Below are 24839 nucleotides of genomic sequence, written 5' to 3' on the forward strand. Positions count from 1 at the left end.
TGAAACATTGTAAATAAATTTCTATTATAGTAAAATAATAAATACAATTACTTGACAATTAAATCTAAAGATGATAAGGTGCAAAAATGAGTAAAACAAAAAAATTGGTTTTCCTGAGTTTTCTGGTAAGTATAGCTTTAGTTATATACGTAATAGAGGCACAAATTCCCGTTTTATTCCCTGGAATGAAGCTTGGACTTTCCAATACAGTTTCACTAGCCGCATTAATACTTTTAGGCTGGAAAGAAGCTTTAATAATAATGTTTTTAAGAACCCTTTTAGGTTCAATGTTCAACGGTACAATGACTGCATTTATGTTTAGTATAGCAGGGGGAATTCTAAGCAACGTGGTTATGATTATTTTATATAAATATTTAAAAAATTCCCTCAGCCTATGGACTATAAGTATTTGTGGAGCAATATTTCATAACATAGGCCAACTACTAATAGCTTCCGTGGTAATTCAAGATTTTAGAATATATATATACCTACCGGTGCTTTTGATATCCGCCATAATTACAGGATATTTCATAGGTTGGTGCACTAAATTTTTGACTGATAACTTAGGTAAAATTCCTATGTTTAAAAATTTTCTTAACTCTTAAACAGAAAAATATGCTGCAAGTTTTACTTGCAGCATATTTTATCCGAACGCTACCATTGCTAACACTCCCATCGCACTCTGTGAAAGCGATTCACACAAAATTAAAAATTTTGGTTCTCTGCTTTTCTATCAAAGTGGGAGATAAGAGGTGCTACGCACCTGGATAAGTTCTTCTCCTAAAGGATAACGTATTCTAAGTGCTAAAGACACTAAGAATACTGTTAATAAGGTTCAGGTGGAGAAAGCATTTCTCATAAGTAAACTCCATCTGAACCTAAGAATCACTTGATAATTATTAATTGGCAGCAGCTTCATTTTTACTTTGTTCTTGCAAATCTACACCACTTACAATATCTTTAATGGCTCCTGTAGGACACTTACCCAGACAGGTAGCTTCACTACATTTTTCAATACAAATATGATGATCTACCACTGCTAAATTATTTTTAAGTTCAATAGCACTATAAGAACAATTTTTTACACATAATCCACATCCCAGACATCCTACCTTGCAGGATTTACGTACCTCTGCACCTCTATCTTTGGAATTACAGTTAACTCCAACTTTAGAACCTAAAGGACGCAATTCAATCACACTCTTTGGACAAGCATTGGTACAAGATCCGCAGCCTGTACACTTATCAATATCAACTATCGGTAGCCCTTTAGAACCCATAGTTAAAGCATCAAAAGGACAATTTTTCACACAAGTTCCAAAACCTAAGCATCCATACAGACAAGCTTTAGGTCCACCTTGAAGTAAATTTGCTGCAGTGCAATCCTCTATTCCTTTATAGTTATATTTTTTTACTGTTTGGGACAAATCTCCTGCACACCTTACGTGGGCAACCTTTGGTTCAACATTTCCAGCAGACTTACCTGTCAATTCTGCCACAGCTTTTGCAACTTCTTCTTTTCCCGGTAGACAGAGATTAGGAGCAACGCTTTCATCTAAAACAACTGCCTCTGCATATGCCTTACATCCTGCATATCCACATCCTCCACACTGTCCTTTAGGAAGCACATCTTCTACTAGTTCTATAAGTGGATTTACCTCCACTGCAAACTTTTTATTTACATAGGACAAAATAAGTCCAAATATAAATCCTATAATGGTCATTACTACTAAAACCATAATTGCTGTATTCATCACTTTTCATCAGCCCCTTTCTATAGCGAAATCATACCTGAAAAACCTAAGAAGGATAAAGCTAACATTCCTGCCAGAATAAAAGCTATTCCAAGACCTTCTAAGGCCTTAGGCACATCTGCTAATCTTAACTTTTCTCTAAGACTTGCCATTAGAACTATAGCAACAGCAAATCCTAATCCTGAGCCTATACTGTTAACTACACTCTGTAAAAAATTATAATTGGATTCTGCATTTATAAGTGGTACACCAAGTACAACACAGTTTGTAGCTATTAAAAGAAGGTATATTCCCCACATATTATATAATGCAGGCGCTTGCTTTTTTATAATAATTTCTAAAAGTTGTACGAAACTTGCAATTAAAAGTACAAAAACCACAGTTTTTAAAAAAACTAGATTAAAAGGAATTAATACAAAATGATAAACTACCCAGGCAAGCATTGAGCTTAAGGTAATAACTGATGTAACAGCCATACCCATGCCTAAAGAAGCATCTAAGTTTTTAGAAACCCCAAAGAATATACAAAGTCCCAAAAATCTTGTTAAAACAAAGTTATTTACAATTACTGCACTTATAAACAAAGTTAAATAGGCAGACATTATGCTTCACCTCCACTTACTTGTTGTAATTTTTCCATTTTTACTTTTTCTCTATGTTGATTGAAAATTTTTACCAGTGCAACTAAATATCCAATTAACATAAAAGCTCCTGGTGGAAGTATCATAATCAAAGCCGGATTATAAGAAGCCCACATTACATGTATACCAAATATAGTTCCTGCTCCAAATAATTCACGTATAATACTTATTAAAACTAAAGCCAGAGTAAAACCACACCCCATACCTAATCCATCGAAAAAAGATGGTATTACAGGATTTTTAGAAGCAAAAGTTTCCGCACGGGCAAGTATTATAGCAAATACAACTACCAATGCCAGATATATGCCTAATTGATTATATAATAAAGGTGCATAAGCCTGTAGTACAAGTTCCACCACTGTAACTATAGTTGCTATACAGGTTATATATACCGGTACACGAACCTTAGGGTTTACAAACTTTTTAATTATAGATACTACAGTATTATTGGAAGTTATAACAAATAATACACACAATCCCATAGTTAAACCATTTACAGCAGAACTAGTTGTTGCCAGTGCTGGACACAAACTAAGTGCAAGAACAAATATAGGATTTTCCGAAACTAATCCTTTTTTAAATATATTCCATAACCCTTTCATAATTATTTACCTCCCGTAAATGTAGTAACCTCTTGAACCGCCTCTTTGACTCCTTTAGTTACAGCTCTTGAAGTAATTGTAGCTCCTGTCATGGCTTGAATATTTTTCTTATTGGACTTATCTTTTACAACTGTTAAATCATCAGCTACTTTTCCTTTAAACTGTGAACTAAAAGAAGGTTTTGAAGCATTAGCTCCAAGTCCTGGAGTCTCATTATGGGATACTATACTAAACCCTATTACTTTTCCATCTGGAGTAACAGCTACTAACATAGTTATAGCTCCGCCATAACCTTTACTTTCTGCAGGTACTACATAGGCAATTGTCTTACTCCCCTGTTGGGCAGCGTACCAATCTTTTTTGCCATTTACAGTTTTAAAATTATTTGCATTACTAACTAAGGCTTTCATGGTTTGATTCTTGATTTCAACTTGTTTTTGTGCCGCTACTGGTGCTGTTATATAATAAACTACGGCAATTATAATTCCAGCTATAAAGCATGTAATTGTTAAATTTTTAGTAATTTCAAAAATGCTATTTTGATCCTTACTCATTAGGCCTACCTCCTTGTCCCAAATTTAACTGGCTGCGTAAAGCGGTCTATCAAAGGAGTAACTGCATTCATTAATAATATTGAATAACAGACACCTTCTGGATATCCACCCTTTAATCTGATAAGTGAAGTAAGAGCCCCTGCACCTATGGCAAAAATAATCTGTCCCTTAGCCGTCATAGGAATAGTGACCATATCTGTAGCCATAAAGAAAGCTCCAAAAACTAAGCCTCCTGCCATCATGTGGAAAATAGGATCTCCTGTAAAAAGCCCTGAAGTTCCTCCAAAAGCCCAGGTAAGTATTCCTACAGTTCCAATCATCAGCACAGGAATCTTCCAGTTAATATAACGCTTATATATAAGGTAAAGTCCTCCTAGGACAAGTAATATTGTAGAAGTCTCTCCTATACTACCGTTACGGGTACCTATAAGTAATGCCTTATAAAGTGCACCAGTCCCTCCAAAAGTATCAACTAATTTTGAATAACCATCAAGCTTTAAAATTCCAAGTGGAGTTGCAGTGGTTACAGTATCTACACTTGTAGTTAACTTTGTCCATGTAGTCATAGCCACAGGCCATGAAACCATTAAAGCTGCCCTTCCTATATGAGCTGGATTAAATATGTTATATCCAAGCCCTCCCATAGAATGTTTAGCTATAGCTATTGCTATAAAAGCTCCTATGGCAATCATATAAGCTGGAATTCCTGGTGGTACACACATAGCAAGTAAAAGTCCAGTTAAAAACGCACTTCCATCTGCAATAGTTACAGGTTTTTTCCTTATTTTTTCAACTACATATTCTGTAATCACAGCAGCTAAGATGCCAACTATCATAGTTCTTAGAGCAGGAATTCCAAAATTATATATAGCAAAAATTGCTGCTGGAGCTAATGCTAAATTAACATTCCACATTATTTTAGATATAGATTCATCACAACGAATATGTGGTGATGAGGAAACCGTGAAAACATCTTTTTTTACTTGTGCTTCTGCCATTTTTACAATCACCCCTTAATTATTTTACAGCTTTTTCTTTCTTCTTTTCTGCTTCAGCTTTATCTCTAGCTGCTTGAGCTGCATTTTCAGACTTTAAATATTTGACATATTGTACTATATTTCGTTTGGCAGGACACACATATACACAACTGCCACATTCTACACAATCTAAAAGATTATAATCTTCTTTAGCTTCTTTATATAAATTATTTTGTCCAAGAATACTCAGCATACTTGGATTTAAACTCATAGGACAGGCTTTTAAACATCTGCCACATCTAATACATCCAGTTTCTGTTCCTGTATTTACATCACTTTCTGCTAATGAAAGTATTCCTGATACTCCCTTCAATATAGGCACTTCTAAACTGGACTGCGCAAATCCCATCATAGGCCCGCCCATAACAACTTTAACTGGAGTTTCTTTAAATCCACCGCAAAGATCAATAGCATACTTGAAAGTAGTACCTATTCTAAGCAATAAATTTTTAGGTTCCTTTAAAGCCCCTCCACTTAAAGTTGTAACTCTTTGTATAAGAGGAATACCCCTTTCTACAGCATCACTAACAGCAATACATGTACCTACATTTTGAACAACTGCCCCTACATCCATAGGAAGTCTTCCCGACGGAACTTCCCTTCCTGTTAAAACGTTTATAAGCATTTTTTCAGCCCCTTGAGGATATTTAGTTGGAAGGGCAACAACTTGTACACCAGTTCCCTGAAAAGCTTTCTCCATAACTTCAACGGCATCTTTTTTATTGTCTTCGATACCTATAAATCCTTGTCTTGCATTTAAAATCTTCATAATAATTTTAACACCTGATACTATCCTATCTGTATATTCCAACATAGACCTGTAATCAGATGTTAAGTAAGGTTCACATTCAGCTGCATTTAAAATAAAAAATTCTACTTCTTTATCTGGCGGTGGTGAAAGCTTAACGTGTGATGGAAAAGTAGCTCCCCCCATTCCTACAATGCCAGCATCTCTTATTATATCCATTATTTCTTTGTCAGTTAGTTCTTTCCAGTTACGGGAAGTTGGTATTCCTTCTATCCATTCATCTTTTCCATCATTTTCAATGACTATGGATAAACACTTGCCAAAACCCGGATGGGGATATTCAGCCACATCTAGAACTTTTCCAGAAATAGAGGAATGTACATTAGCTGATACAAAAGCATCACTTTTAGCAATAAGTTGTCCCTTTTTAACCTCATCACCTTTTTTTACTATAGGAGATGTAGGAGCACCTATATGCTGCCTAACAGGAATAAATACCTTGTCCGGTATAGGTGCTATTTCTATAGGCTTATTGGCAGTGTGCTTTTTGTTATCATTAGGGTGTACTCCGCCTCGAAAACTTTTTAACACAATTAACACCTCTTTCAATAATTTTTAAATTCAATTATGCAAATATTAGTTTTTTTACAAACTAAAATATAAAATAATTTTTATAACAGAGCATAGATAGCACATTAGTATCCACACTCTGTTATAAAATTACACACTATGATAAACACATTTAAAAATAAAATACAACACCATAAGTCGAATTAGAATAAAAATATATCTAATTCCACTAAAAATCTATAATTAATTTTAAAAGAAAAAGAAGCTGTAAAATAAATTCAAATCATATTATCCTCTTAATTACAGGTTTTGTAGAATCATTTTTAGCTGTAGCCTTATCAAATACTTTTATATATATAAGTGATATAGCAAAAAACACTATTCCACCTATTACCTGAAGTGGCCTCATATAATATCCTGAAATATTAGATATCCACGTTCCAACTAATACTCCTAAAAAAACTGCAATAATGGGCATTATATATACAATGAACGCTGCACCTACCATATTTTGTTCTTTCATTTCAAGAATAACATGTTGGCCAGCTTCTGCTCTAATTGGGTTTTTAGCCTCTAGTATAGTGGCATTATCACCTGGACAAGCACCGCAATTCTTACAATCTCCATGTCTACTTGCCCTAACTTTAGCAAAATCTCCCCCTGTCTCGATTACAATGCCTTCCGATTCTCTTTTCATTGCTTACATCCCCTTATTTATTTGTTAGTGTTTTCCAAGTATTCTGTCATTAATTATTTATCCTATAATTATACCATAAAATTTCAATCTGTATTACAATTTTTTTATACCTGTACTAATTAATTTTAAGTATTAATATTTTCAAACAAACTTAACTTTTCCTTTATATATTATACAGTATTTTTTTTATTTTCATATAGAAATTTCTATTTTTACTTTCAAAACTTTTAATTTTTCAACACTTTTCTTCCCTGCTTCTTAATATATATTTAAAATTATAGTCGATTTGTCAATATCTAAAAATTTTTCAATAACAGCCTAAATTAGTCTTTACTTAAATAATGTTAATATATTATTATAATAGTATATAATAATATTTTTAAGAAATACTGCAATATTACACGATAAAATATTGCATTTACAGGCTTTTTACAACTTAAATTTATTATTTGTTGGGAGGTTAAAATTATGTTAAAAACGATTACAAAAAATAAAACAGGCTCTGATGCAAGTTCATTTAAATCCAATGAAAATTTACTTGAATCTGATGTAAGTTCAATTAAAATAAAAGATATTATTGATATTGATTTACTTCAAAAGTTTCAAGATAATTTTGCTGAAAGTATGAATATAGCTAGTGTAACTGTGGATATGGATGGAAATCCAGTAACTAAGCCAAGTTCTTATACTGATTTTTGTTTGAGACTTACCCAATCTACTGATATTGGCACTAGACGCTGTGCTGAATCCCACAAAAGGGGAGGTCTAGAAGCAACAAGGACAGGAAAACCGTATGTTTACACCTGCCATGCCGGATTAATAGATTTTGCCGCACCTATACTAGTTGCAGGTAAGCAAATCGGAACAATTTTAGGCGGTCAAATTTTAACTTCTACTCCGGAAGAATCCATATATAAAAAAAATGCAAAAGAAATAGGTATTGATGAAAATAAATATTTAGAAGCTGTAGCCAAAGTAAAAATTACCACCAGGAAAAATATAACAGCGGCTGCAGAAGTACTTTACATTATTATAAATGCACTTTCAAAAATAGGGTATGAAGAACTTCAACTTAAGAAAACCTCTCAGATTCTCTCAGATAATTTAAACCAGATTTCTGCTATCATGGAAGAATTATCAGCATCATCAATTAATGTTTCAAATAACCAGCATTGTTTAAATAAAGAAATTATTAATATAAAGAATATGTCTATAGAAATCAATTCCATACTGGATTCTATAAAAAGTATAGCTGATGAAACTAAAATGCTTGGATTAAATGCTGCTATAGAGGCTGCAAGAGCTGGTGATATGGGAAGAGGTTTTGGAGTAGTTGCCAAGGAGATAAGAAAATTATCTGAAAATTCCAAAAGCACAGCTATGAAAATATCTGACCTTACTAAAAAAATTGAGGAATCTGTAGATAAGACTGTAGAAACATCAACTTCTACTTTAGAAACTACAGAACAGCAAACATCTGCTATTGAAGAGACTAATGCAAATTTACAGGAAGTTATATTGATTTCAGACAAATTAAATAATCTAGCAACTTCCAATACAGCAAGATTTAAAGAATAATAGAAAATCACATTTAAATAAATCATAAATAATTTCCTAGACATTAATTATTGCAGCATAAAACAAATTTAATTATCAATAATATATTATTTCAATAGGAGATGAGTAGACGTGAACAATTCTGAAAAAAATTTCTTAAACAATGTCTGTAAATACTGTGTAAACAAATATACTGTTTCAAACAGCGGACCTTTGATAGCTTCTCTTATACAGCAATTATGCAAATATGTAAATATGGACCTTCCTGCAGTTCAAGGTATTGTACGTTTGCACATAAATGAAAATTATAGCAGAAGCTTTGCCCATTGCTTTAATATATATGATGGAGGTATTATAGATGCTTCAATATACCAATATTCACTTATATATAAATCTATAGAAAACCTTTTCCCTACCTATATAGTATGCAATACTCCAGAGCATATAGATTATATAATTAATAATAAAATGCAGCCAAAATCTATTGTCAAATTTAATGATGAGTTCCTGAAAAGTATACTTGAAGATATAAAAAATATTGAATTACCTGAAATAAAAAGATTTAATTTAAATGAGGATTCAAAAAAGAAAAATTTATTTTATTGCTAATTTAAAATCTATTACTTAATAAAAATTACCTAAAGCTTATATTATATCTTAATTTTAACATTCAGGCATCTGAAAACAAACAATAAAATTAAAGCTTCAGGGGATAATGTAAATTTCCCCTGAAGCCAAAAATTCTATCTATAAGCTTTCTAACCTTTACAGTATCAGAAGCTATTAATGCAGTACTGTATATTTTTTTATCATTTTCATATACACAAAGCATTCCTATTTTATCACCTTTGTTTACTGTATATGCTATTTTTTGTGGTTTTATAATTTTTACTGTATACTTAAATCCATTTTTTGTAGGCAACATAATATCACTTCCATATTGTAATTTTAAATTCTTTCCGTTAATTTTTAATTCTCCTGCAGTATCTCCTTTTGAAAATAATTTTACAAACTTATAATTTTTATTCACATATTTATATATCTTATTTGTTTCCTCCCATCTTTTGGGAGAATTTAACACTACTATTACAACATCATTTGCCTGAACAGTTACAGAAGTAACCAAACATTTTCCTGCCTTTCCAGTGTACCCTGTTTTAACTCCATTTGCTTCTGGAATTTGCCATAATATTTTATTTATATTATGATAGTTTCTGGTAAATTTATTTTTCTCTCCATCAACATCCTTAGAACCTACAATTTCATTAAATAGAGGCTCTTTTTTTGCTATTGAAGTAACTAATGCAAGGTCATAGGCTGTAGAATAGTGTCCTTCTTTATCAAGTCCATGAGGTGTTTCAAATTGAGTATTTATTACTCCTATTTCTCCCGCATATTCATTCATAAGTTTTGCAAACTCTTCTACACTTCCACTTATACCTTCTGCAATAGCTATGGCAGCATCATTTCCTGACCTTAGCATAAGTCCAAATAAGAGCTCTTTTAATGTTATACTTTCGCCTTTTTTATAACCTACAGTAGATCCTCTTACTGAAGCAGCTTTAGGTGATATCTCTATTTGTTTATCTAGTTTACCATACCTTAAAGCTACTAGGGTAGTCATTATTTTAGTAGTACTTGCCATAGGAACTAATTCATAAGCATTTTTTTCATATACCACTACTTTAGAATTACTATCTATAGCTACAGCACACCTTGCATCTACATTAGGCTGCTTAAAAGTATTGTCCTCCCCATTTGCAAATGCCTTATAACAGCATATATTATTGATCATAATAAAAAATATCATTATATATAAATAAATTTTCCGCAATCTCATGATTTTTGTAATCTACCCCTTTCATCATTAATAACTTGATTAATATTAAATATTTTTTCCTTAAATAAATATATTACTATTAAAATTATTGCTAAATAAGTATATAATTTTATATTTAGTTAAAAATTATTAAAAGCAAAAATTATTAAATGGAGGAAATTATGGTTGTATTGTTTTTTTTATTCATTACAGTATTTATTATATTTTTGTTTATTCCATTTCCTGTGAAGATACAGATAAAATATTCCAATAAAAAATTCACTTTTAAAATTTATAATTTAAACATTACGGATAAAATTAAATCAATTAAAAATAACTATTCCCTTGATCATCCCAAAATAGAAAATAAATTATCTTTTTTTGTAAATGCTATAAAAATTAATTCGAACCTTCTTAAGGAGATTAAATTCAAAGCTAGTATTAAACTGAATATAAATATTATATATGGACTTGAAGATGCAGCCCATACAGCCCTGGTTTACGGATTAATACCCCTAATAAATGCCTTAGGTTTTAAAATTTTATCTAAAATATTTATTGTAAAACAAAATCAAATACATATAAAACCTGACTTTAACAATTTTTATTTAAAAATAGATATGACTAGTATAATTTACATAAGTTTAGCTAAAATTATATATACAGGTATATTACTATTAAAATACAAACAAAAATTTAAAAAACTAAACCTTATTCATACATAACATGTATTTAAAGTAACTGCCCACACTTTGTTACTATAATCAATAAAAATCTTAAAGGAGGAATTTAAATGGAAAGCCATCCTATAGAAAATTTACTAAAAAGTACAATGGAAAATTTAAAAGACATGATAGATGTAAACACTATAGTAGGAGATGCAGTAGAATCAAAAGATGGTTCTTTTATAATACCTATCTCACGAGTATCTTTAGGTTTTGTATCTGGAGGAAGTGAATTTAATTCCAAAAATGAAGAGGCATCTAATTCAGACTATCCTTTTGGAGGAGGTTCTGGAGCTGGAGTTACAGTAAAACCTGTAGCTTTTCTGGTTACCAAAGGTGATTCTATAAGACTTTTATCTTTAAATCAGAATAGTACCTATGATAGAATAGTAGATTCTATTCCTCAGGTAATGGATTTAGTTAAAGGCATGGTAAACTTCAGATCTGAGAAATCTGATAATATATGCAAAAAACAAGGAAGAGAAAGAAAAGGAGAAAAAGAAAAGGAAAATGTAGAAGAGGAAGGGGAAGAAAAAGAAAAAGGTTCCTCATCATCAAGAGATTCGGAAATTTAACTGAAGTCTGCTCATAAGAAATAGTTTTCTTCACCGGAATCTTAAAAGAGGTTATAAAAAGGGGCAACAGTGCTTATCCCACACTTTGAAGAAGTTGGTGGTATCAGCTAATTGTAGCCTCTGAATAAATCAAAGAAAACCTTATTTAATTCTTATATTCACTAATAAATTCCTGTATTCCCGGAATTTCTTTTATACTTTCCAAGCCAAAATATTTTAAAAATTCTTCTGTGGTAATATAAAGTATTGGTCTCCCGGGAACACTTAATCTTCCACTCTCTTTTATAAGTTCTCTTTCTATTAAAGTCATTATTGCCCTCTCACTTTTTACGCCTCTTATTTCATCTATATCTATTCTAGTTACAGGCTGCATATAGGCAATAATAGCTAAAGTTTCAAGGGATGCCCGAGATAAAGATTGTCTGGAATTATTTCCTAGCAATTTTTCTACATAAGTGCTGTTTTCAGATTTAGTAACTAGACTATATTTATCATTGCTATTTAAAATTTTTATACCCCTACAATATTTTTTATAATCAATTCCCATTTCACTAATTAAATCTCTTGTAAATTCTATACTGCAGTTTATTATAGATGCAATTTGTTTTAGAGAAAGGGGTTCTCCAGATACAAATAGCAGAGATTCTATTATGGAATAATAGCTATCCTTAGATAAAGATTCGCCTTCAATGATTTCATAACCATTTTCATCAAGGTTGTTCTCCATGTTCAATTATCCTCTCTACATAAATTTCGCTAAAATTTTCATATTGCATTATAGATATTGTTCTAAGCTTTACCAGTTCTAAAAGTGCAATAAAAACTATAATTCTTTCTATCTTAAAAGAACACTTTTCTATAACAGTTGAAAATTTGATTTTTCTTTTACTTTCCATGATTTTTGTTATATATTTCATTTTATCTTCCAGTTTAAACTCATCTACGGTTATATCTTCATTAATTACAGTTTCTTTATTCAACTTACTTGTATATGCAGTAATAAGTTTTTTATATATGTCATATAAATCCTCTACAGCTATACCTTTTAAAATTTCTGCTGTATTCTCATTTTTATTTTTTCTCTCAATAATTTCCGGCATTTTTCCATACATTCTGCCTATATTTAAGCTTCTCTCCCTAAAAAATTCAGAGACAACTTTAAATTTTTTATATTGTAACAGCTTGTCTACCAACTCTTTTCTAGGATCCACCTCTTCTTCCTCAACAACCTCCTCTAATTTAGGTTTAGGGAGTAACATCCTTGACTTTATTTCTATAAGTGATGCCGCTGTAACTATAAACTCAGAAGTTATATCCAGATCCATATCCCTCATATCATTTATATATTGAATATACTGTTCTGTAATCTCATAAATTTTTATATCATATATATTCATTTTATTCTTTTTTATAAGATGGAGCAACAAATCAAAGGGTCCTTGAAAATTTTCTATTTTTATATTTAAAGTCATTTATAAATTTCTCCCATATCTTTCAATAAATATTCTTCTTCCCACTTTAGAGCTGTATTTAATTCAACTTTCATTATATAATTTAAAATTTTTTTTATACATTTGCCTTCTTTTATTCCAAGAGCCTTTACATCATTGCCATTTAAACTTAATTTATAATTACTCATATTACTTATATAATTATAAATTTTATATTTTAATTTGTTATTCCAGCTTAAAAATATTAGTTGGTAGTCATTCATATTATTCAGTAGACTATACAATTCATAATTATCTAAAGTACATGCCGTGAAATCAATTATTTTCTGCAGTTTTTCTGCAAAATACTTTATTGTGCTTTTTAACTTTTTATTTAAAATTGAATTCTCAACTAATATGTTAATATATGTGTCATCTCTCAATGCATAAAATAATCTTAAAATTCTTATATCTATATTTTTAAAGCTGTAAATTAAACTTTCCATATAAGCAGGATATTTAATTTTTAGTGCCTGTCCATCAATATTAAATATCTTTAGCTCATTGCATAGACAAATAGTTTTTACCCAATTTACTTCACAACATAAACTATATATTTCTTTCGTTATTCTATCCTTACTTATTATATTAAATATATTTTCTTTAATACACTGTTCTATTTCATCTCTGTCCTTTAAATTAAATCCATACCTGACTCCGTATTTTACAGCTCTAAATATTCTAGTGGGATCTTCTCTATAACTATTTAAATGTATTTTTCTAATAATTTTATTCTTTATATCCTCTATTCCTCCATAAATATCTATTATGTCGTTTTTCACTATGTCATATGCCAGAGAATTTATAGTAAAATCCCTTCTATACAGATCATCATATATGTGTGAAGGTTTAATTATAGGAAGTTCTCCATCTTTTTTATAATATTCTTTTCTACATCTTATCAAATCTATGGTAATTCCACTTTCAAAAGTTAAGGAGGCTGTCTGAAATTCCTGGTAATACCTACAATGTTTTAAATGTTGCAATTCACTTATAATAACATTTGGATTACTATCTATACATATATCAATATCTTTTATCTTACTTCCGAGTATAGCATCTCTAACAGCTCCACCTACTATATATACCTTTATGCTTCTTTTCTTGCATAAGTCCCTTATTATATTCACAACCTCTATTTCATTCTTAGTAAAAAACTTTAAAATATTCATATTTATTCCTTCCTATAACTATAACAATTCTAAAGATACAATCAAATACTTGTAAGGAAATTCAATTAGTTTTTAAGTATTTCCACATCAAGTGATTCTTAGGTTCAGGTGGAGTTCGCTTATGAGAACTGCTTTTCTCCAGCTGAACCTTATTAACAGTATTCTTAGTGTCTTTAGCACTTAGAATACGTTATCCTTTAGGGGAAGAACTTATCCAGGTGCGTAGCACCTCTTATCCCCCACTTTTATAGAAAAGCAGCGAACCAAAATTTTTAATTTTGTGTGAATCGCTTTCACAGAGTGCGATGGGGGTGTTAGCAGTGGTAGCAATCGGATAAATAATATCCATTATTTAAAAATACCTTAAATATAACTAAACCTGAATTTCCCACTTGTATTTATTATACTATATACTAAAGATATATTGTATTATACTTCCGCACCTACAATATTTTTAATACTATCTTTAAAATTCCCCAATACTCCTGGTTTTTTTACATCTCTATCACTACATAAGCCAACTTTTCCCATAAGTTCTCCATCTACATATACATCACAATATCCTACTTTTTCACCTTTTTCATAACGTCTTTTATTTTTATTTATAACACATTTATAGGTAATCTTATTTTGCTTTCCCTTTTCAACTACTACGTTTAAATCTGCAGATGATTTTGCAATAAAAAACCTATCTCCTTGCTTATTTAAATTAACCTTCTCTATGTCGCCTCCATTTTTTACAACATTTTGAGAAATATATTTTGAGAATCCATAATTCATAAGCATACTTGCCTCTTTGTTTCTCTCTTTATAAGTGGGAGAACCCATAACTACAGCTAACATTCTGGCACCATCTCTAACTGCAGTGGCAGATATACAATACATGGCTGAATTTGTGAATCCAGTTTTTAAGCCATCGCATCCTTTGAAAAATCTCACTAATTTATTATGGTTTACCAGTTCTATAGGACTTTTTCTTCCTTCTGATATAGTTTCCATATATGTTCCTGTATATTTTAGTATATTAGGATGTTTTAACAGCTCCCTAGACATTAATGCTATATCATAGGCGGTAGTATAATGCCCCTCTGCATTAAGTCCTGTACAGTTTTTAAATTGGGTATTGTTCATTCCAAGTTCTTTTGCCCTTTTATTCATAAGCTGTACAAAAGCTTCCTCATTACCCCCTAAATATTCTGCCATAGTAACCGCAGCATCGTTTCCTGAAGCTATTCCTATGCCTTTTATTAATTCTTCCACGCTCCTAACCTCTCCTGTATCCAATAACATAGAACTTCCACCCATTTTTTTTGCATTTTCACTAACGGTAACTTTGTCTGATAAAGATATTTTCCCAGAATCCAGAGCTTCCATTGTTAGAAGCATAGTCATTACTTTAGTAACAGAGGCAGGTTCCAATTTTTCATTGGGATTTTTTTCAAATATTACTTTACCACTTACTGGTTCCATAAGTAGTGCAGATTTTGCGTTTACATTTAAATCTGCTTTAATAGATTTGATTTCCCGTTTATCTTTTTCAGTTAAAGGTTCTGCTTTAACTAATACCGTACTTCCAAGTCCCACCATAAAAAATAATATTAATACCATACTTAATAAGGTAAAGCTTCTCTGCTTTTTTTTCATTTCTTTTTTCTCCTCCCTTCAAATGTATTTTTTCCCGAAATTAATAATATTATCACATAAACATATAAAAAAAATACAGCTATATGAAAGCTGCTGTATTTTAAATAATTATGTATAAAAATTAGCTATTATATAAATAATTCCGGTTCTCTTCTGGAGGCAAAATCAATTTCCAGCTCATATTTATGCCTTAAATAATCCTCATCATCATAATATTTTGCACCACTAGGACATTTTTTAATACAGGCACCACATTTAATGCAAATGCCGTTTAATTTAGACACATCATTAGAATCAATAGAACCCATAGGACAGACATTTACACAGATTTTACAATCATTACAATTATCATTGGTTTTTGGGGTGACTTTTCTAATATCAACAGGAATGCCTTCTCTATTTTCAGGCTTGTAATATTTTCTATAGGGTTTATTACCTTTTACCACTATAGTTTCAAATTTATCTTCCCTTGTTAGCTTTTTATATATTTCATGGGCAAAATTCCTTACTACAGACATATCTTTTTCATCTGGTCTATTTTTGGCAAGAATTTTAGAAAATGAATGCTCTCCTATAAACGCACCTGCTCCTATAACTTTAAAACCATTTAACTCTAGAATATCCTTTAATTCTATTAAAGCATCATCATAATTTCTGTTTCCATAAACCACTACTGAAATAGCTAATGCCCCATTACCTTTAATGGAATTTAAATATTTCAATAATATATTTGGAACTCTTCCTGCATAAACTGGAACCCCTACAATAACAATATCTTCTTCTGTAAAAGACAGCGGCTGATTTCTAACTTCCTTTAATGTAAAATCAATATTATTTATAACCACCTTTTTTTCAATATTTTTCACAATACCTTCTGCTATTCCACCTACTATTTTCTCAGTAGTACCTGTAGCACTAAAATATACTGTACTAATTTTTTTATTCATAAAATATCCTTCCTTCTTATTTTAATAAAAAATGTCTATTCAATACTTTTTCAATAAATACTCTTACCAGTTCTGGATCAAATTGAATGCATGCATTTTTTTGTAATTCTTTTATAGCAGCTTGTTCTGATAGTGCACTGCCATAACTTCTTTCACTGGTCATAGCATCATAAGAATCCAATATAGTTATGATTCTTGACTGAAATGGTATTTCTCTCTCCTTCAAACATTTAGGATATCCTGTTCCATTCCATTTTTCATGATGTGCCAGTACGTATTTAGCTATTTGTGACATATCATTTACTGTACTAAGTATTCTATACCCTATCTCTGGGTGTTTTTTTATTCTTTCCCATTCATCATCTGTAAGCTTTCCTTTCTTATTAAGTATACATTCTTCTACAGCTATTTTTCCTATGTCATGTAATAATCCTACAATTTTAAGTTCCCTAATTTCGCATTCCGATAACCCAAGGGCTTTCCCCATACTTTTACACAATTCAGAAACTCTGCGAGAATGATTTTCTTCTCTTTTATTCTTTTCATACAGTGCATTAATAATAATATTTATAGTTTTTGACCTTATACTTAAATTTTCCATAAGTTTTCTTTTATACATACTATCTTCAGCTTTTTTTACGATTTTTTCAAGATTTTCTTTTGTATTATTCTTTACTGCATATCCAAAAGTCATATCTATATTAACAAGACCTGTTTCTTCTTTTAATGCCATACGTTTAATGCGTTTAATAGTCTGCTCAGCTTCATATTGATTTGTTTTAGGCAATAAAATTATGAATTCATCTCCTCCTAATCTAGCAATAATATCTTCTCTGCTGCAGGCTCTTTTTATTACCTCCGATGCTCTCTTAAGGAGTTTGTCTCCTTCCAAATAGCCAAAAGAATCATTAATAGATTTTAATCCATTTATGTCTCCCATAACCACAGCCAGCGGAACCTCACTTTGGATATCTAATCTCTTTAACTGTTCTTCAAAAAATTTTCTGTTATATACACCTGTTAACTGATCATGAGAAATTAAATATCTACACTGACACTTTCTAATACGAAACCCTTTATCACTGTCATTTAAAACTATATCTTTACTACTTCTCTTATATTTAAAAATTCTCAAAAAATATTCGTTAACGTTTACAAATATGGTTTTATTATACCTATTAAAAATATTATATCTTAAATTTACGAATAGTTCCTTAAAATACATCTTTCCATAGTTTAATTTTATTACTTCCCTATTTCTCGTCTGAGCTATAACATTAAATATACATAATATTATTATAAACAAAATAATATTCATACTCATCACACCTCTTTAATAGGTTATTCTAAATAATAATTAAGAAAAACTAATACATATTTTAATAAGCCTTATTACTATTAATTATATCTCAAAATAACTAATTATTCTATACATTATGTAAATTTACCCTATAATTTTTGTGTGAATTTCCACTATAGCATATACTAATTCAGTAGTTTCTACTTTCTCTTAAAGTATATTAATGTTTTTCTAAAAACATGCCTCATACACATAAAATTTTTATAATATTTCAAATATTTCAAATATGCCAAATAGTTACGAGAGTATCTTTTGATACATCCAATTGTGATAATGTTGGTCGTGGTGAATTTGGACGAGGAAAAGAAGTAGTAATTATAATAATACTTTTATTATTATGCTGTGGATGTGGATGCGGATATTAAAACTGTGTTTGCTAAATAAACTAGATTATCAAAGGGAAATGAAATTCTTCGTTTCCCTTTTTAAAATGATAGTTTATTAATTTAGTCATTTGTTCTTTTTTACATTTTACACTTATAAATTACATTACTACGTACATTTTTATTAAATACCCAAAATATACAATTATAGTATTAATATTTGTGGCATGAAATTAGGACTGCTACACCCTAACTTTTATTTGTTAGTTGTGCAACAGCCCCTTTCATTTTTAATAATTATTCATAACATTTTATATTGTTAATAACTTCAGAAACAATATCTATTCTTTTAAAGGGTGTAATAAGATAATATCCATCTATATAGGGATGGATTTTTTTTGCAATCTCTGTAGATATTTTAATTGCAAGCTTAATAGCTTCCTCTTTTGAAATATCCTTGTATAGTTGGATAATTTCCTCTGAAACTTTTATTCCAGAAATTTCATTATCCATGAAACAAGCGTTTTTATAGCTTATGATTGGAATAATTCCTCCTAAAATCCTGGCAGTTAATTCTTTATGTGCCAATTTTATATTCTCTACAGCTTGTTTTGTTAAAACTGGCTGTGTTAAAAACATAGTTACACCATTTTTTATTTTCTTTTTGGCTTTTGCAAGTTCACTATTAAAATTTACAGCATTTATATTTAAAGCACCACAAATATTAAAAGGAAAGGAAAATGTTGTATTATTTAAAGTAGTGATATAGTTTGCTAGTATTGTAGAATTAAAACTAAATATTCCCCTAACCTCGTCACGTTGTGCCGAAGGTATAGGGTCACCAGTCACCACTAAAACGTTATTTATTCCCTCAATATTTAAACCTAAAAGCAATGCTTTCGTGGCATTAATATTTCTATCCCTACAAGTCATATGTGGAATAACAGTAATGTTTAGTTCTCTTTTTAACTTACAAGCCAGTAGACTACTATCTACTCTTGCCCTTGCAATAGGACAATCTGCAATGGTTATTGCATCAACTCCTTGCTTTTTAAGATCTTTCGCACTATTCATAAAAAAATCTATTTCTGTATCAATTGGTGGATCTAATTCTACCGCAATAATCTTTTTTTTATTGCTAATTTTTTCTAAAAGAAGGTTTTTAACAATCGGTTTTTCAATCTGAGCCTTCTCAATATGTTTATTAGAAGCAGTTTCACATGTAGATAAATCTTTTAGTTTTGTAACAGTTTCCCTGATAAATTCCGGAGTTGTACCACAACAGCCACCTAAAATAGCCACCCCTTGTTTTGCTATTTGTAACATTTGTGCAGCAAAATATTTTTTAGTATTATCAAAGAAAGTACGATTATTTATTATTGTTGGATATCCTGAATTTGGCATAACAGAGATAGTTTTGTTTTTTATATTAAAAGTTTTAATATATTGTAATAAATGATATGGTCCAGAAAAGCAGTTAAAGCCACAGGCATCAATAGTTGGTATTTGTAGACTTTTTTTTATAAGTTCCTTACCTGATTTACCAAGTCTTGTATATCCTTCCGGGGAAACTGCAAATTCTATCAAAATATAAGACTTTGGATTTTTTTCTTTAATGTATTTGGAAATCTCCTCTAAATATTCATCACTACTAAAAGTCTCAAATATAAAATATGCCGCACCTAACTCTATAAATAGATCTACTATTTCTTTGTATGCCTTCCATAAATCTAGTTTTTCTAAAAATGGTATTGGTCCAATATCGGCAAAAACTAAAACGCCTGTATCCTTTGCGGCCTTCAATGCAATTTCATATCCTTTTATAATAACCTCTTTTGCTATATCAAAATCACTTTCAAGGATAATTTTATTTGCTCCAAAGGTATTAGTTCTAATTGCCTCGCAGCCTGCATTTATATACTCCTTGTGTATATTTAATACGGTATTTTTGTCATATATATTTGCAAGCTCACATTTGGATAATGGACTTTTACAAATATCTGCATAATATGTTCCCATTGCACCATCAAAAATTAAAGGTCTTTCTTTAATTTTCATATGTTTCACCTAATGCATCTCTTACTTGTTTAGCTGCCTTCACAAGATTTTTAAGGCTTGGAATAGTTTCTTCCTGACCTCGAGTTTTTAAGCCACAGTCTGGATTAATCCATAGTTTTTCTGCGCTAATTTTCTCAAGCATTAGATTAATACCATTAACAATTTCTTCGACACTAGGTACCCTAGGAGAGTGAATATCATATACACCAGGTCCCACTGCAGTAGTAAAATTATTTTTATTCAACGCTTCGATAATTGATAAATTTGAACGTGATGCTTCAAAAGAAATTACATCTGCATCCATAGCATCAATTGATTTCACTATTTCTTCAAATTCACTATAGCACATATGAGTATGAATTTGCGTAGTTGCCTTGACAGCACTGTGAACCAGTCTAAATGCAGGAATTGCCCAATTTAAATATTCACTATGCCAGTCAATTCTCCTAATTGGAAGTTTCTCTTTTAATGCTGCCTCATCTACTTGAATTATATTAATGCCATTTGCTTCAAGATCTAAAATCTCTTCCCTAATAGCTAACCCAATTTGGAAAGCCATTTCTCTTAAGGAAATATCCTCACGAGGGAATGACCAGTTAAGAATAGTCACCGGCCCTGTAAGCATTCCCTTTACAGGCTTTGATGTAAGACTTTGAGCGTATTTAGAATATTCAACAGTAATAGGATTTGCTCTAGAAATATCTCCCCATATTATAGGTGGTTTAACGCAGCGTGTACCATAAGACTGGACCCAAGCCTTTTGTGTAAATAAGAAACCATTAAAGTTTTCTCCAAAATACTCTACCATGTCATTTCGTTCAAATTCACCATGAACTAAAACATCAATGCCAATTTTCTCTTGAAGTTCTACGCATTCTGCAATCTTCTTTTTTATATTTTCTTTATACTGTATCTCCGTAATTTCATCTTTCTTAAATTTTGCTCTATCTGCTCTTACTTCAGTTGTTTGTGGAAAAGAGCCAATTGTTGTAGTTGGTAATATTGGAAGCTTAAAAAATCCCTTTTGAATCTCTGATCTCTCATTAAATATTGGCCGTCTTGTAAAATCCTTTTCTGTTAAGCCATCAACTTTTTTCTTGACTTCAAGGTCAATGTTACTTGACTTTGTTTTAAACGATGAAACATTATTCTTATATTTACTGTTCGTTAAATAGTTTTCATCTACGAATAGCTTCTTTAATTCAGATAATTCTATCAGTTTTTCTTCTGCAAAAGCAAAATGAGCCTTGTAATTTTCTGATAGCTTTTCTTCATTCTTTAAAGTATAGGGCACATGTAAAAGGGAGCATGAAGTATTTATTACAATACTATTTTTTTCAACATATTTTGAAATGCCCTTCAAAATTCTTAGAGAGTTCTCATAATTGTTTTTCCAAATATTTTTACCATTAACTATACCAGCAAAAAGAGCAGTTCCCTTAGGGAATCCCTTTTCTTTAGCTAATTCTAAGGATTTTCTTCCCTCTATAAAATCCAAACCTATTCCATCAAAGTCAAGAGCAGTAACTTCACTATAACAATCTCTAATATCTCCAAAATATGTTTGGATTAAAACTTTAAGATTATCTTTACTTTTTAATAATTCTGTATAAATTTTCGTAAAGATTTCTATGTCAGTATGATTCAAATCAGTAACTAAAATAGGTTCGTCAATTTGTACCCATTCTACATCTAACTTATTTAGTTTTGTAAAAATATCTTTATATGATTTAATCACAGCTTCAACAAAATCCTCAAATTTTTTCTCGCCCTTATAGGCTGCTAGTTTAAGAAAAGTAAATCCACCAATAATCACTGGTCTAGTTTTAACTCCTGAAGCTAGCGCTTCAGTATAATTCTCAAAAACTATATCACTATTTAACTTAATTTCTGAGCTGTCCTCAATTGCAGGTACCATATAGTGATAATTGGTATTAAACCATTTTTTCATAGTAAGTGCCTTAACATCACCCCTTTCCCCTTGATATCCTCTAGCCATTGCAAAATAAGTGCCTAATTTATTAATACCTAAAGCCTTATAGCTATCTGGTATTACATTTAAAAGAAATGCTGTATCAAGCATTCCATCATAAAAGGAAAAGTCATTTGATGGTATAAAATCAAGCCCAGTATTAGCCAAAAGTGTCCACTGTTTTACTCTAAGATCCTTAGCATTCTTTTGCAATCCTTCTAAGGGCAAATTTCCTTTAAAATAATCCTCTATCCAAAATTTTAATTCACGAAGTCCTCCTATTCGTGGATATCCAATAATTGAAGTTCTCATTGTGCTACATCCTTTCATGAAAAATTTTTGTTAAAGTAATCATAGCAAAAAATTTCAATTATGCTGTAACTCAAAAAAACTATTACTTGTTATAATTTTAAGCTATAACAAATAATTAAGTCAGTTTTACAATTAATTCTATAGCTTTGTTTTAATTAATAATTATAGACTAAGGAATACATATTCTTAGTCCATAATTATTAAATTCCTACCTATTATTGACGCTCATAAAAGTAATAGTTACTTTATTTTAGGTATTGCGGTGATTATGGGAATAACTGCTTTATTGCTGTTTTTCGCACAAATCTTTGCCATACTCCTTTATTAAATCAAATTCTTGCTTTTCCAATTTTTTAAACAAATCACTTTCAATAACCTTAATATCTTGTTTCGCTACAAATGTTTCAATATTTTGCTTTATTGTAGGTAAAGTATCTTTCATCAAGTCTGTCACATATAGATCATATGGTTTAAATAATTCTGAAATTCCAATTGCATTTGTACCATTACCTGATCCAATAACTAAAGCTTTATCAACCTTATTATTATGAATGAACTGTTCTTTTAATGTTTTATGCAAAGGATAGCTAATCATTCTTTAAATCTAAATTTGGCACATAAGTATGCTCATTCATTAAGATTTTTACTTCCTCATATCTTTCTGATATATATTTCTTAAACAAAGGGCTTACATTGACAGATGTTGCAAATCCTAAATCAAATGCTAAAAATAATAAAAGGCGTGCACCAGATTGAGTAATCCACACCCACCGCATAACAAGTAATGGTGAATTTTCATGGATATTTCGTTTTACTGGTAAAATTTTAGCATTCCAAATGGTCGCTAATAATGCGAAAACAGAAAAAATAATCCAAGCTTTATACCATTCCTATGGTAAGCATCCAAACATTCTGTGCTGCTCCTATAAGAAGCATCCCAATCATGGCAAACATACCTCCTAATATCACAGGAAACCTAAAACCTACCTTTGAGCTGATTAACGGAACTGTAATAGTTGCCAACATATATGAGATATAAGAACCACTTGCTATAATCCCTAATACATTCACACTTAGATGATATTCCATCATAATATTTGGCAAAAATAATCCATGAGCGTATCGAGCTAGTCCACATAACTACTGCAACAATAGCCATACCAGGTGGTATTAGTTTAATGGGTTTCATTCATTTGGTATTAACCCCAAATATAGTATAGATATTTTAAATAATTCACTTTCTTACCTTCATTTTCTATATTTGTAAACGGTGATGATTGAATTAAAACTATGTTATACATTATTTTATCTTAGTGAAAAAGTATATTATAGATACAAAGTTTTTACTAAATCATGCCTTCTTGTATATTTATAGCAATATACAACATTTCATGTAATAAAATGGAATAAAAAAAATTATCAAACCATATAATAAAATACTTTTCAAAAGAAGAAGTTTGAAACAAGTGAAATTAAAACAGCACAAATAGTACATGACTACGTTCAAGAGCTGTATTTCAGCTTTATGACACCTTCAAGTAATTTCAAAGTTTTAACAAGAATATATAACTGTATATGTAAAAATGGGGGGGGAATCGCGCCGTAAGGACAAAAAGACCTTCTTTGACATTCTTGGAGTCTCCTACAACCATCAAGAAAGAAGGTGTGAAACCGCCGCATAAAACACTTTTATTATATTATAATTTAAAGTTCGTGTCTTCAAAAAATATTAAATACAGGAGCTTTCTGATATGCAAAAAATCGTATTAAAATAGTACTTATTCCAATATTTGTAATAATATGAATTTGTTTTACCTTAATCTCTTACACCAGCTGATTTAATTCATTATTCTCGTGTCTTAGCTTGATGTCCATGTGACAACACCCCAGTCATAAAATTAATTATTATACTTAATATTGCTTAAATATACTCATGTTAGTTTCTAACCATAGTATTTAAGCAATTCTTAAATTTGATATGTTTCTATACGCCTTACTATTACTAGAATCTGCATAGAGCTTCCCAACTAAGTTGAGGCTTACCGAGAGTTGCCATACTAACATAGCTAGAATTACTGGTACTTCTCGATTCTAGGACACTAAGTTGCCCTTTAGTACTTAGTAAAATTATTTACCTTTTAGTTGTTCTTTTATTATATCTTCTATATTGGGTAAAGAAATATTTCTAGCTGCATTTATATCCCTATTTATATTTTTAATCAAGTGTTATTTTTAATATTAATATTTATTTACAAATACATTTATTATATTTAACATATAAA

The 24839-nt window shown here is 30.4% G+C and carries 22 protein-coding genes and 2 pseudogenes; 5 read left to right on the forward strand and 19 right to left on the reverse strand.

Annotated features, from left to right (window positions below):
• The first annotated feature begins 86 nt into the window (after positions 1 to 86).
• Positions 87 to 605, forward strand: a complete 519-nt coding sequence (locus tag ACJDU8_RS13220; RefSeq protein ID WP_406792620.1) for a Gx transporter family protein — start codon at positions 87 to 89, stop codon at positions 603 to 605.
• A gap of 294 nt (positions 606 to 899) precedes the next feature.
• Here ACJDU8_RS13220 and rnfB read toward each other — a convergent pair whose 3' ends face one another.
• The 7 genes from rnfB to ACJDU8_RS13255 all read right to left on the reverse strand — a co-directional run bounded on the left by rnfB (position 900) and on the right by ACJDU8_RS13255 (position 6603).
• Positions 900 to 1754 carry an RnfABCDGE type electron transport complex subunit B gene (gene rnfB / locus ACJDU8_RS13225; RefSeq protein ID WP_406792643.1) on the reverse strand — a complete coding sequence of 285 codons (855 nt, stop codon included), beginning with the start codon at positions 1752 to 1754 and terminating at the stop codon, positions 900 to 902.
• Positions 1755 to 1774: 20 nt separating this feature from the next.
• Positions 1775 to 2356 (reverse strand): electron transport complex protein RnfA, encoded by a 582-nt coding sequence (locus tag ACJDU8_RS13230; RefSeq protein WP_406792621.1) that lies wholly within the window; start codon positions 2354 to 2356, stop codon positions 1775 to 1777.
• Positions 2356 to 2997: an electron transport complex subunit RsxE gene (rsxE, locus tag ACJDU8_RS13235; protein ID WP_406792622.1), complete on the reverse strand. Its 642-nt coding sequence runs from the start codon at positions 2995 to 2997 to the stop codon at positions 2356 to 2358. Before rsxE ends, ACJDU8_RS13230 begins: the two co-directional genes overlap by 1 nt.
• Positions 2998 to 2999: 2 nt before the next feature.
• On the reverse strand, positions 3000 to 3551 hold the full coding sequence (locus ACJDU8_RS13240; protein ID WP_406792623.1) for an RnfABCDGE type electron transport complex subunit G: 552 nt from the start codon (positions 3549 to 3551) through the stop codon (positions 3000 to 3002).
• A gap of 5 nt (positions 3552 to 3556) precedes the next feature.
• Entirely contained in the window at positions 3557 to 4549 is a 993-nt protein-coding gene (locus tag ACJDU8_RS13245) for an RnfABCDGE type electron transport complex subunit D (RefSeq protein WP_406792624.1), read from the reverse strand.
• A gap of 19 nt (positions 4550 to 4568) precedes the next feature.
• Positions 4569 to 5927, reverse strand: a complete 1359-nt coding sequence (gene rsxC / locus ACJDU8_RS13250; protein WP_406792625.1) for an electron transport complex subunit RsxC — start codon at positions 5925 to 5927, stop codon at positions 4569 to 4571.
• Positions 5928 to 6189: 262 nt separating this feature from the next.
• Positions 6190 to 6603, reverse strand: a complete 414-nt coding sequence (locus tag ACJDU8_RS13255; protein WP_406792626.1) for a SoxR reducing system RseC family protein — start codon at positions 6601 to 6603, stop codon at positions 6190 to 6192.
• A gap of 468 nt (positions 6604 to 7071) precedes the next feature.
• Here ACJDU8_RS13255 and ACJDU8_RS13260 point away from each other — a divergent pair, with 468 nt between their 5' ends.
• Positions 7072 to 8181: a PocR ligand-binding domain-containing protein gene (locus ACJDU8_RS13260; RefSeq protein ID WP_406792627.1), complete on the forward strand. Its 1110-nt coding sequence runs from the start codon at positions 7072 to 7074 to the stop codon at positions 8179 to 8181.
• A gap of 111 nt (positions 8182 to 8292) precedes the next feature.
• Entirely contained in the window at positions 8293 to 8769 is a 477-nt protein-coding gene (locus ACJDU8_RS13265; RefSeq protein ID WP_406792628.1) for a hypothetical protein, read from the forward strand.
• A gap of 88 nt (positions 8770 to 8857) precedes the next feature.
• Here ACJDU8_RS13265 and ACJDU8_RS13270 read toward each other — a convergent pair whose 3' ends face one another.
• Positions 8858 to 9955 (reverse strand): D-alanyl-D-alanine carboxypeptidase family protein, encoded by a 1098-nt coding sequence (locus ACJDU8_RS13270; protein ID WP_406792629.1) that lies wholly within the window; start codon positions 9953 to 9955, stop codon positions 8858 to 8860.
• Positions 9956 to 10161: 206 nt separating this feature from the next.
• Between ACJDU8_RS13270 and ACJDU8_RS13275 the strand changes: the two genes are divergently transcribed.
• The gene (locus tag ACJDU8_RS13275) at positions 10162 to 10704 is read left to right on the forward strand and encodes a DUF2953 domain-containing protein (protein ID WP_406792630.1); all 543 of its coding nucleotides are present in this window, start codon (positions 10162 to 10164) and stop codon (positions 10702 to 10704) included.
• A 68-nt stretch (positions 10705 to 10772) separates the two neighbouring features.
• Entirely contained in the window at positions 10773 to 11279 is a 507-nt protein-coding gene (ytfJ, locus tag ACJDU8_RS13280; protein WP_406792631.1) for a GerW family sporulation protein, read from the forward strand.
• Positions 11280 to 11424: 145 nt separating this feature from the next.
• Here ytfJ and scpB read toward each other — a convergent pair whose 3' ends face one another.
• The 11 genes and pseudogenes from scpB to ACJDU8_RS13335 form a co-directional block, all read right to left on the reverse strand.
• Complete coding sequence (gene scpB, locus ACJDU8_RS13285) at positions 11425 to 12006, reverse strand: SMC-Scp complex subunit ScpB (RefSeq protein WP_406792632.1); 582 nt, start codon at positions 12004 to 12006, stop codon at positions 11425 to 11427.
• On the reverse strand, positions 11990 to 12751 hold the full coding sequence (locus ACJDU8_RS13290) for a segregation/condensation protein A (RefSeq protein WP_406792633.1): 762 nt from the start codon (positions 12749 to 12751) through the stop codon (positions 11990 to 11992). The genes scpB and ACJDU8_RS13290 overlap by 17 nt, the downstream gene beginning before the upstream one ends.
• On the reverse strand, positions 12748 to 13941 hold the full coding sequence (locus ACJDU8_RS13295; protein ID WP_406792634.1) for a tRNA nucleotidyltransferase/poly(A) polymerase family protein: 1194 nt from the start codon (positions 13939 to 13941) through the stop codon (positions 12748 to 12750). The genes ACJDU8_RS13290 and ACJDU8_RS13295 overlap by 4 nt, the downstream gene beginning before the upstream one ends.
• A 429-nt stretch (positions 13942 to 14370) precedes the next feature.
• Positions 14371 to 15585: a D-alanyl-D-alanine carboxypeptidase family protein gene (locus tag ACJDU8_RS13300; protein ID WP_406792635.1), complete on the reverse strand. Its 1215-nt coding sequence runs from the start codon at positions 15583 to 15585 to the stop codon at positions 14371 to 14373.
• Positions 15586 to 15713: 128 nt separating this feature from the next.
• A complete protein-coding gene (locus ACJDU8_RS13305; RefSeq protein ID WP_406792636.1) occupies positions 15714 to 16532 on the reverse strand; it encodes an EFR1 family ferrodoxin in 819 nt (272 codons plus the stop codon).
• Positions 16533 to 16548: 16 nt separating this feature from the next.
• Positions 16549 to 17577, reverse strand: a pseudogene (locus ACJDU8_RS13310) (HD-GYP domain-containing protein); the annotation flags it as partial.
• A 935-nt stretch (positions 17578 to 18512) separates the two neighbouring features.
• On the reverse strand, positions 18513 to 20273 hold the full coding sequence (locus ACJDU8_RS13315; protein ID WP_406792637.1) for a bifunctional homocysteine S-methyltransferase/methylenetetrahydrofolate reductase: 1761 nt from the start codon (positions 20271 to 20273) through the stop codon (positions 18513 to 18515).
• Complete coding sequence (metE, locus tag ACJDU8_RS13320) at positions 20263 to 22557, reverse strand: 5-methyltetrahydropteroyltriglutamate--homocysteine S-methyltransferase (protein WP_406792638.1); 2295 nt, start codon at positions 22555 to 22557, stop codon at positions 20263 to 20265. The genes ACJDU8_RS13315 and metE overlap by 11 nt, the downstream gene beginning before the upstream one ends.
• A 283-nt stretch (positions 22558 to 22840) precedes the next feature.
• Positions 22841 to 23137 (reverse strand): hypothetical protein, encoded by a 297-nt coding sequence (locus ACJDU8_RS13325; RefSeq protein WP_406792639.1) that lies wholly within the window; start codon positions 23135 to 23137, stop codon positions 22841 to 22843.
• A 7-nt stretch (positions 23138 to 23144) separates the two neighbouring features.
• The gene (locus tag ACJDU8_RS13330) at positions 23145 to 23324 is read right to left on the reverse strand and encodes a hypothetical protein (RefSeq protein WP_406792640.1); all 180 of its coding nucleotides are present in this window, start codon (positions 23322 to 23324) and stop codon (positions 23145 to 23147) included.
• Between the two features lie 112 nt (positions 23325 to 23436).
• Positions 23437 to 23679 (reverse strand): annotated as a pseudogene (locus ACJDU8_RS13335) (hypothetical protein); the annotation flags it as partial.
• Positions 23680 to 24839 lie beyond the last annotated feature (1160 nt).

It is taken from the genome of Candidatus Clostridium eludens, from assembly GCF_045310515.1.
In the GTDB taxonomy this organism is placed as follows: domain Bacteria; phylum Bacillota; class Clostridia; order Clostridiales; family Clostridiaceae; genus Clostridium_B; species Clostridium_B eludens.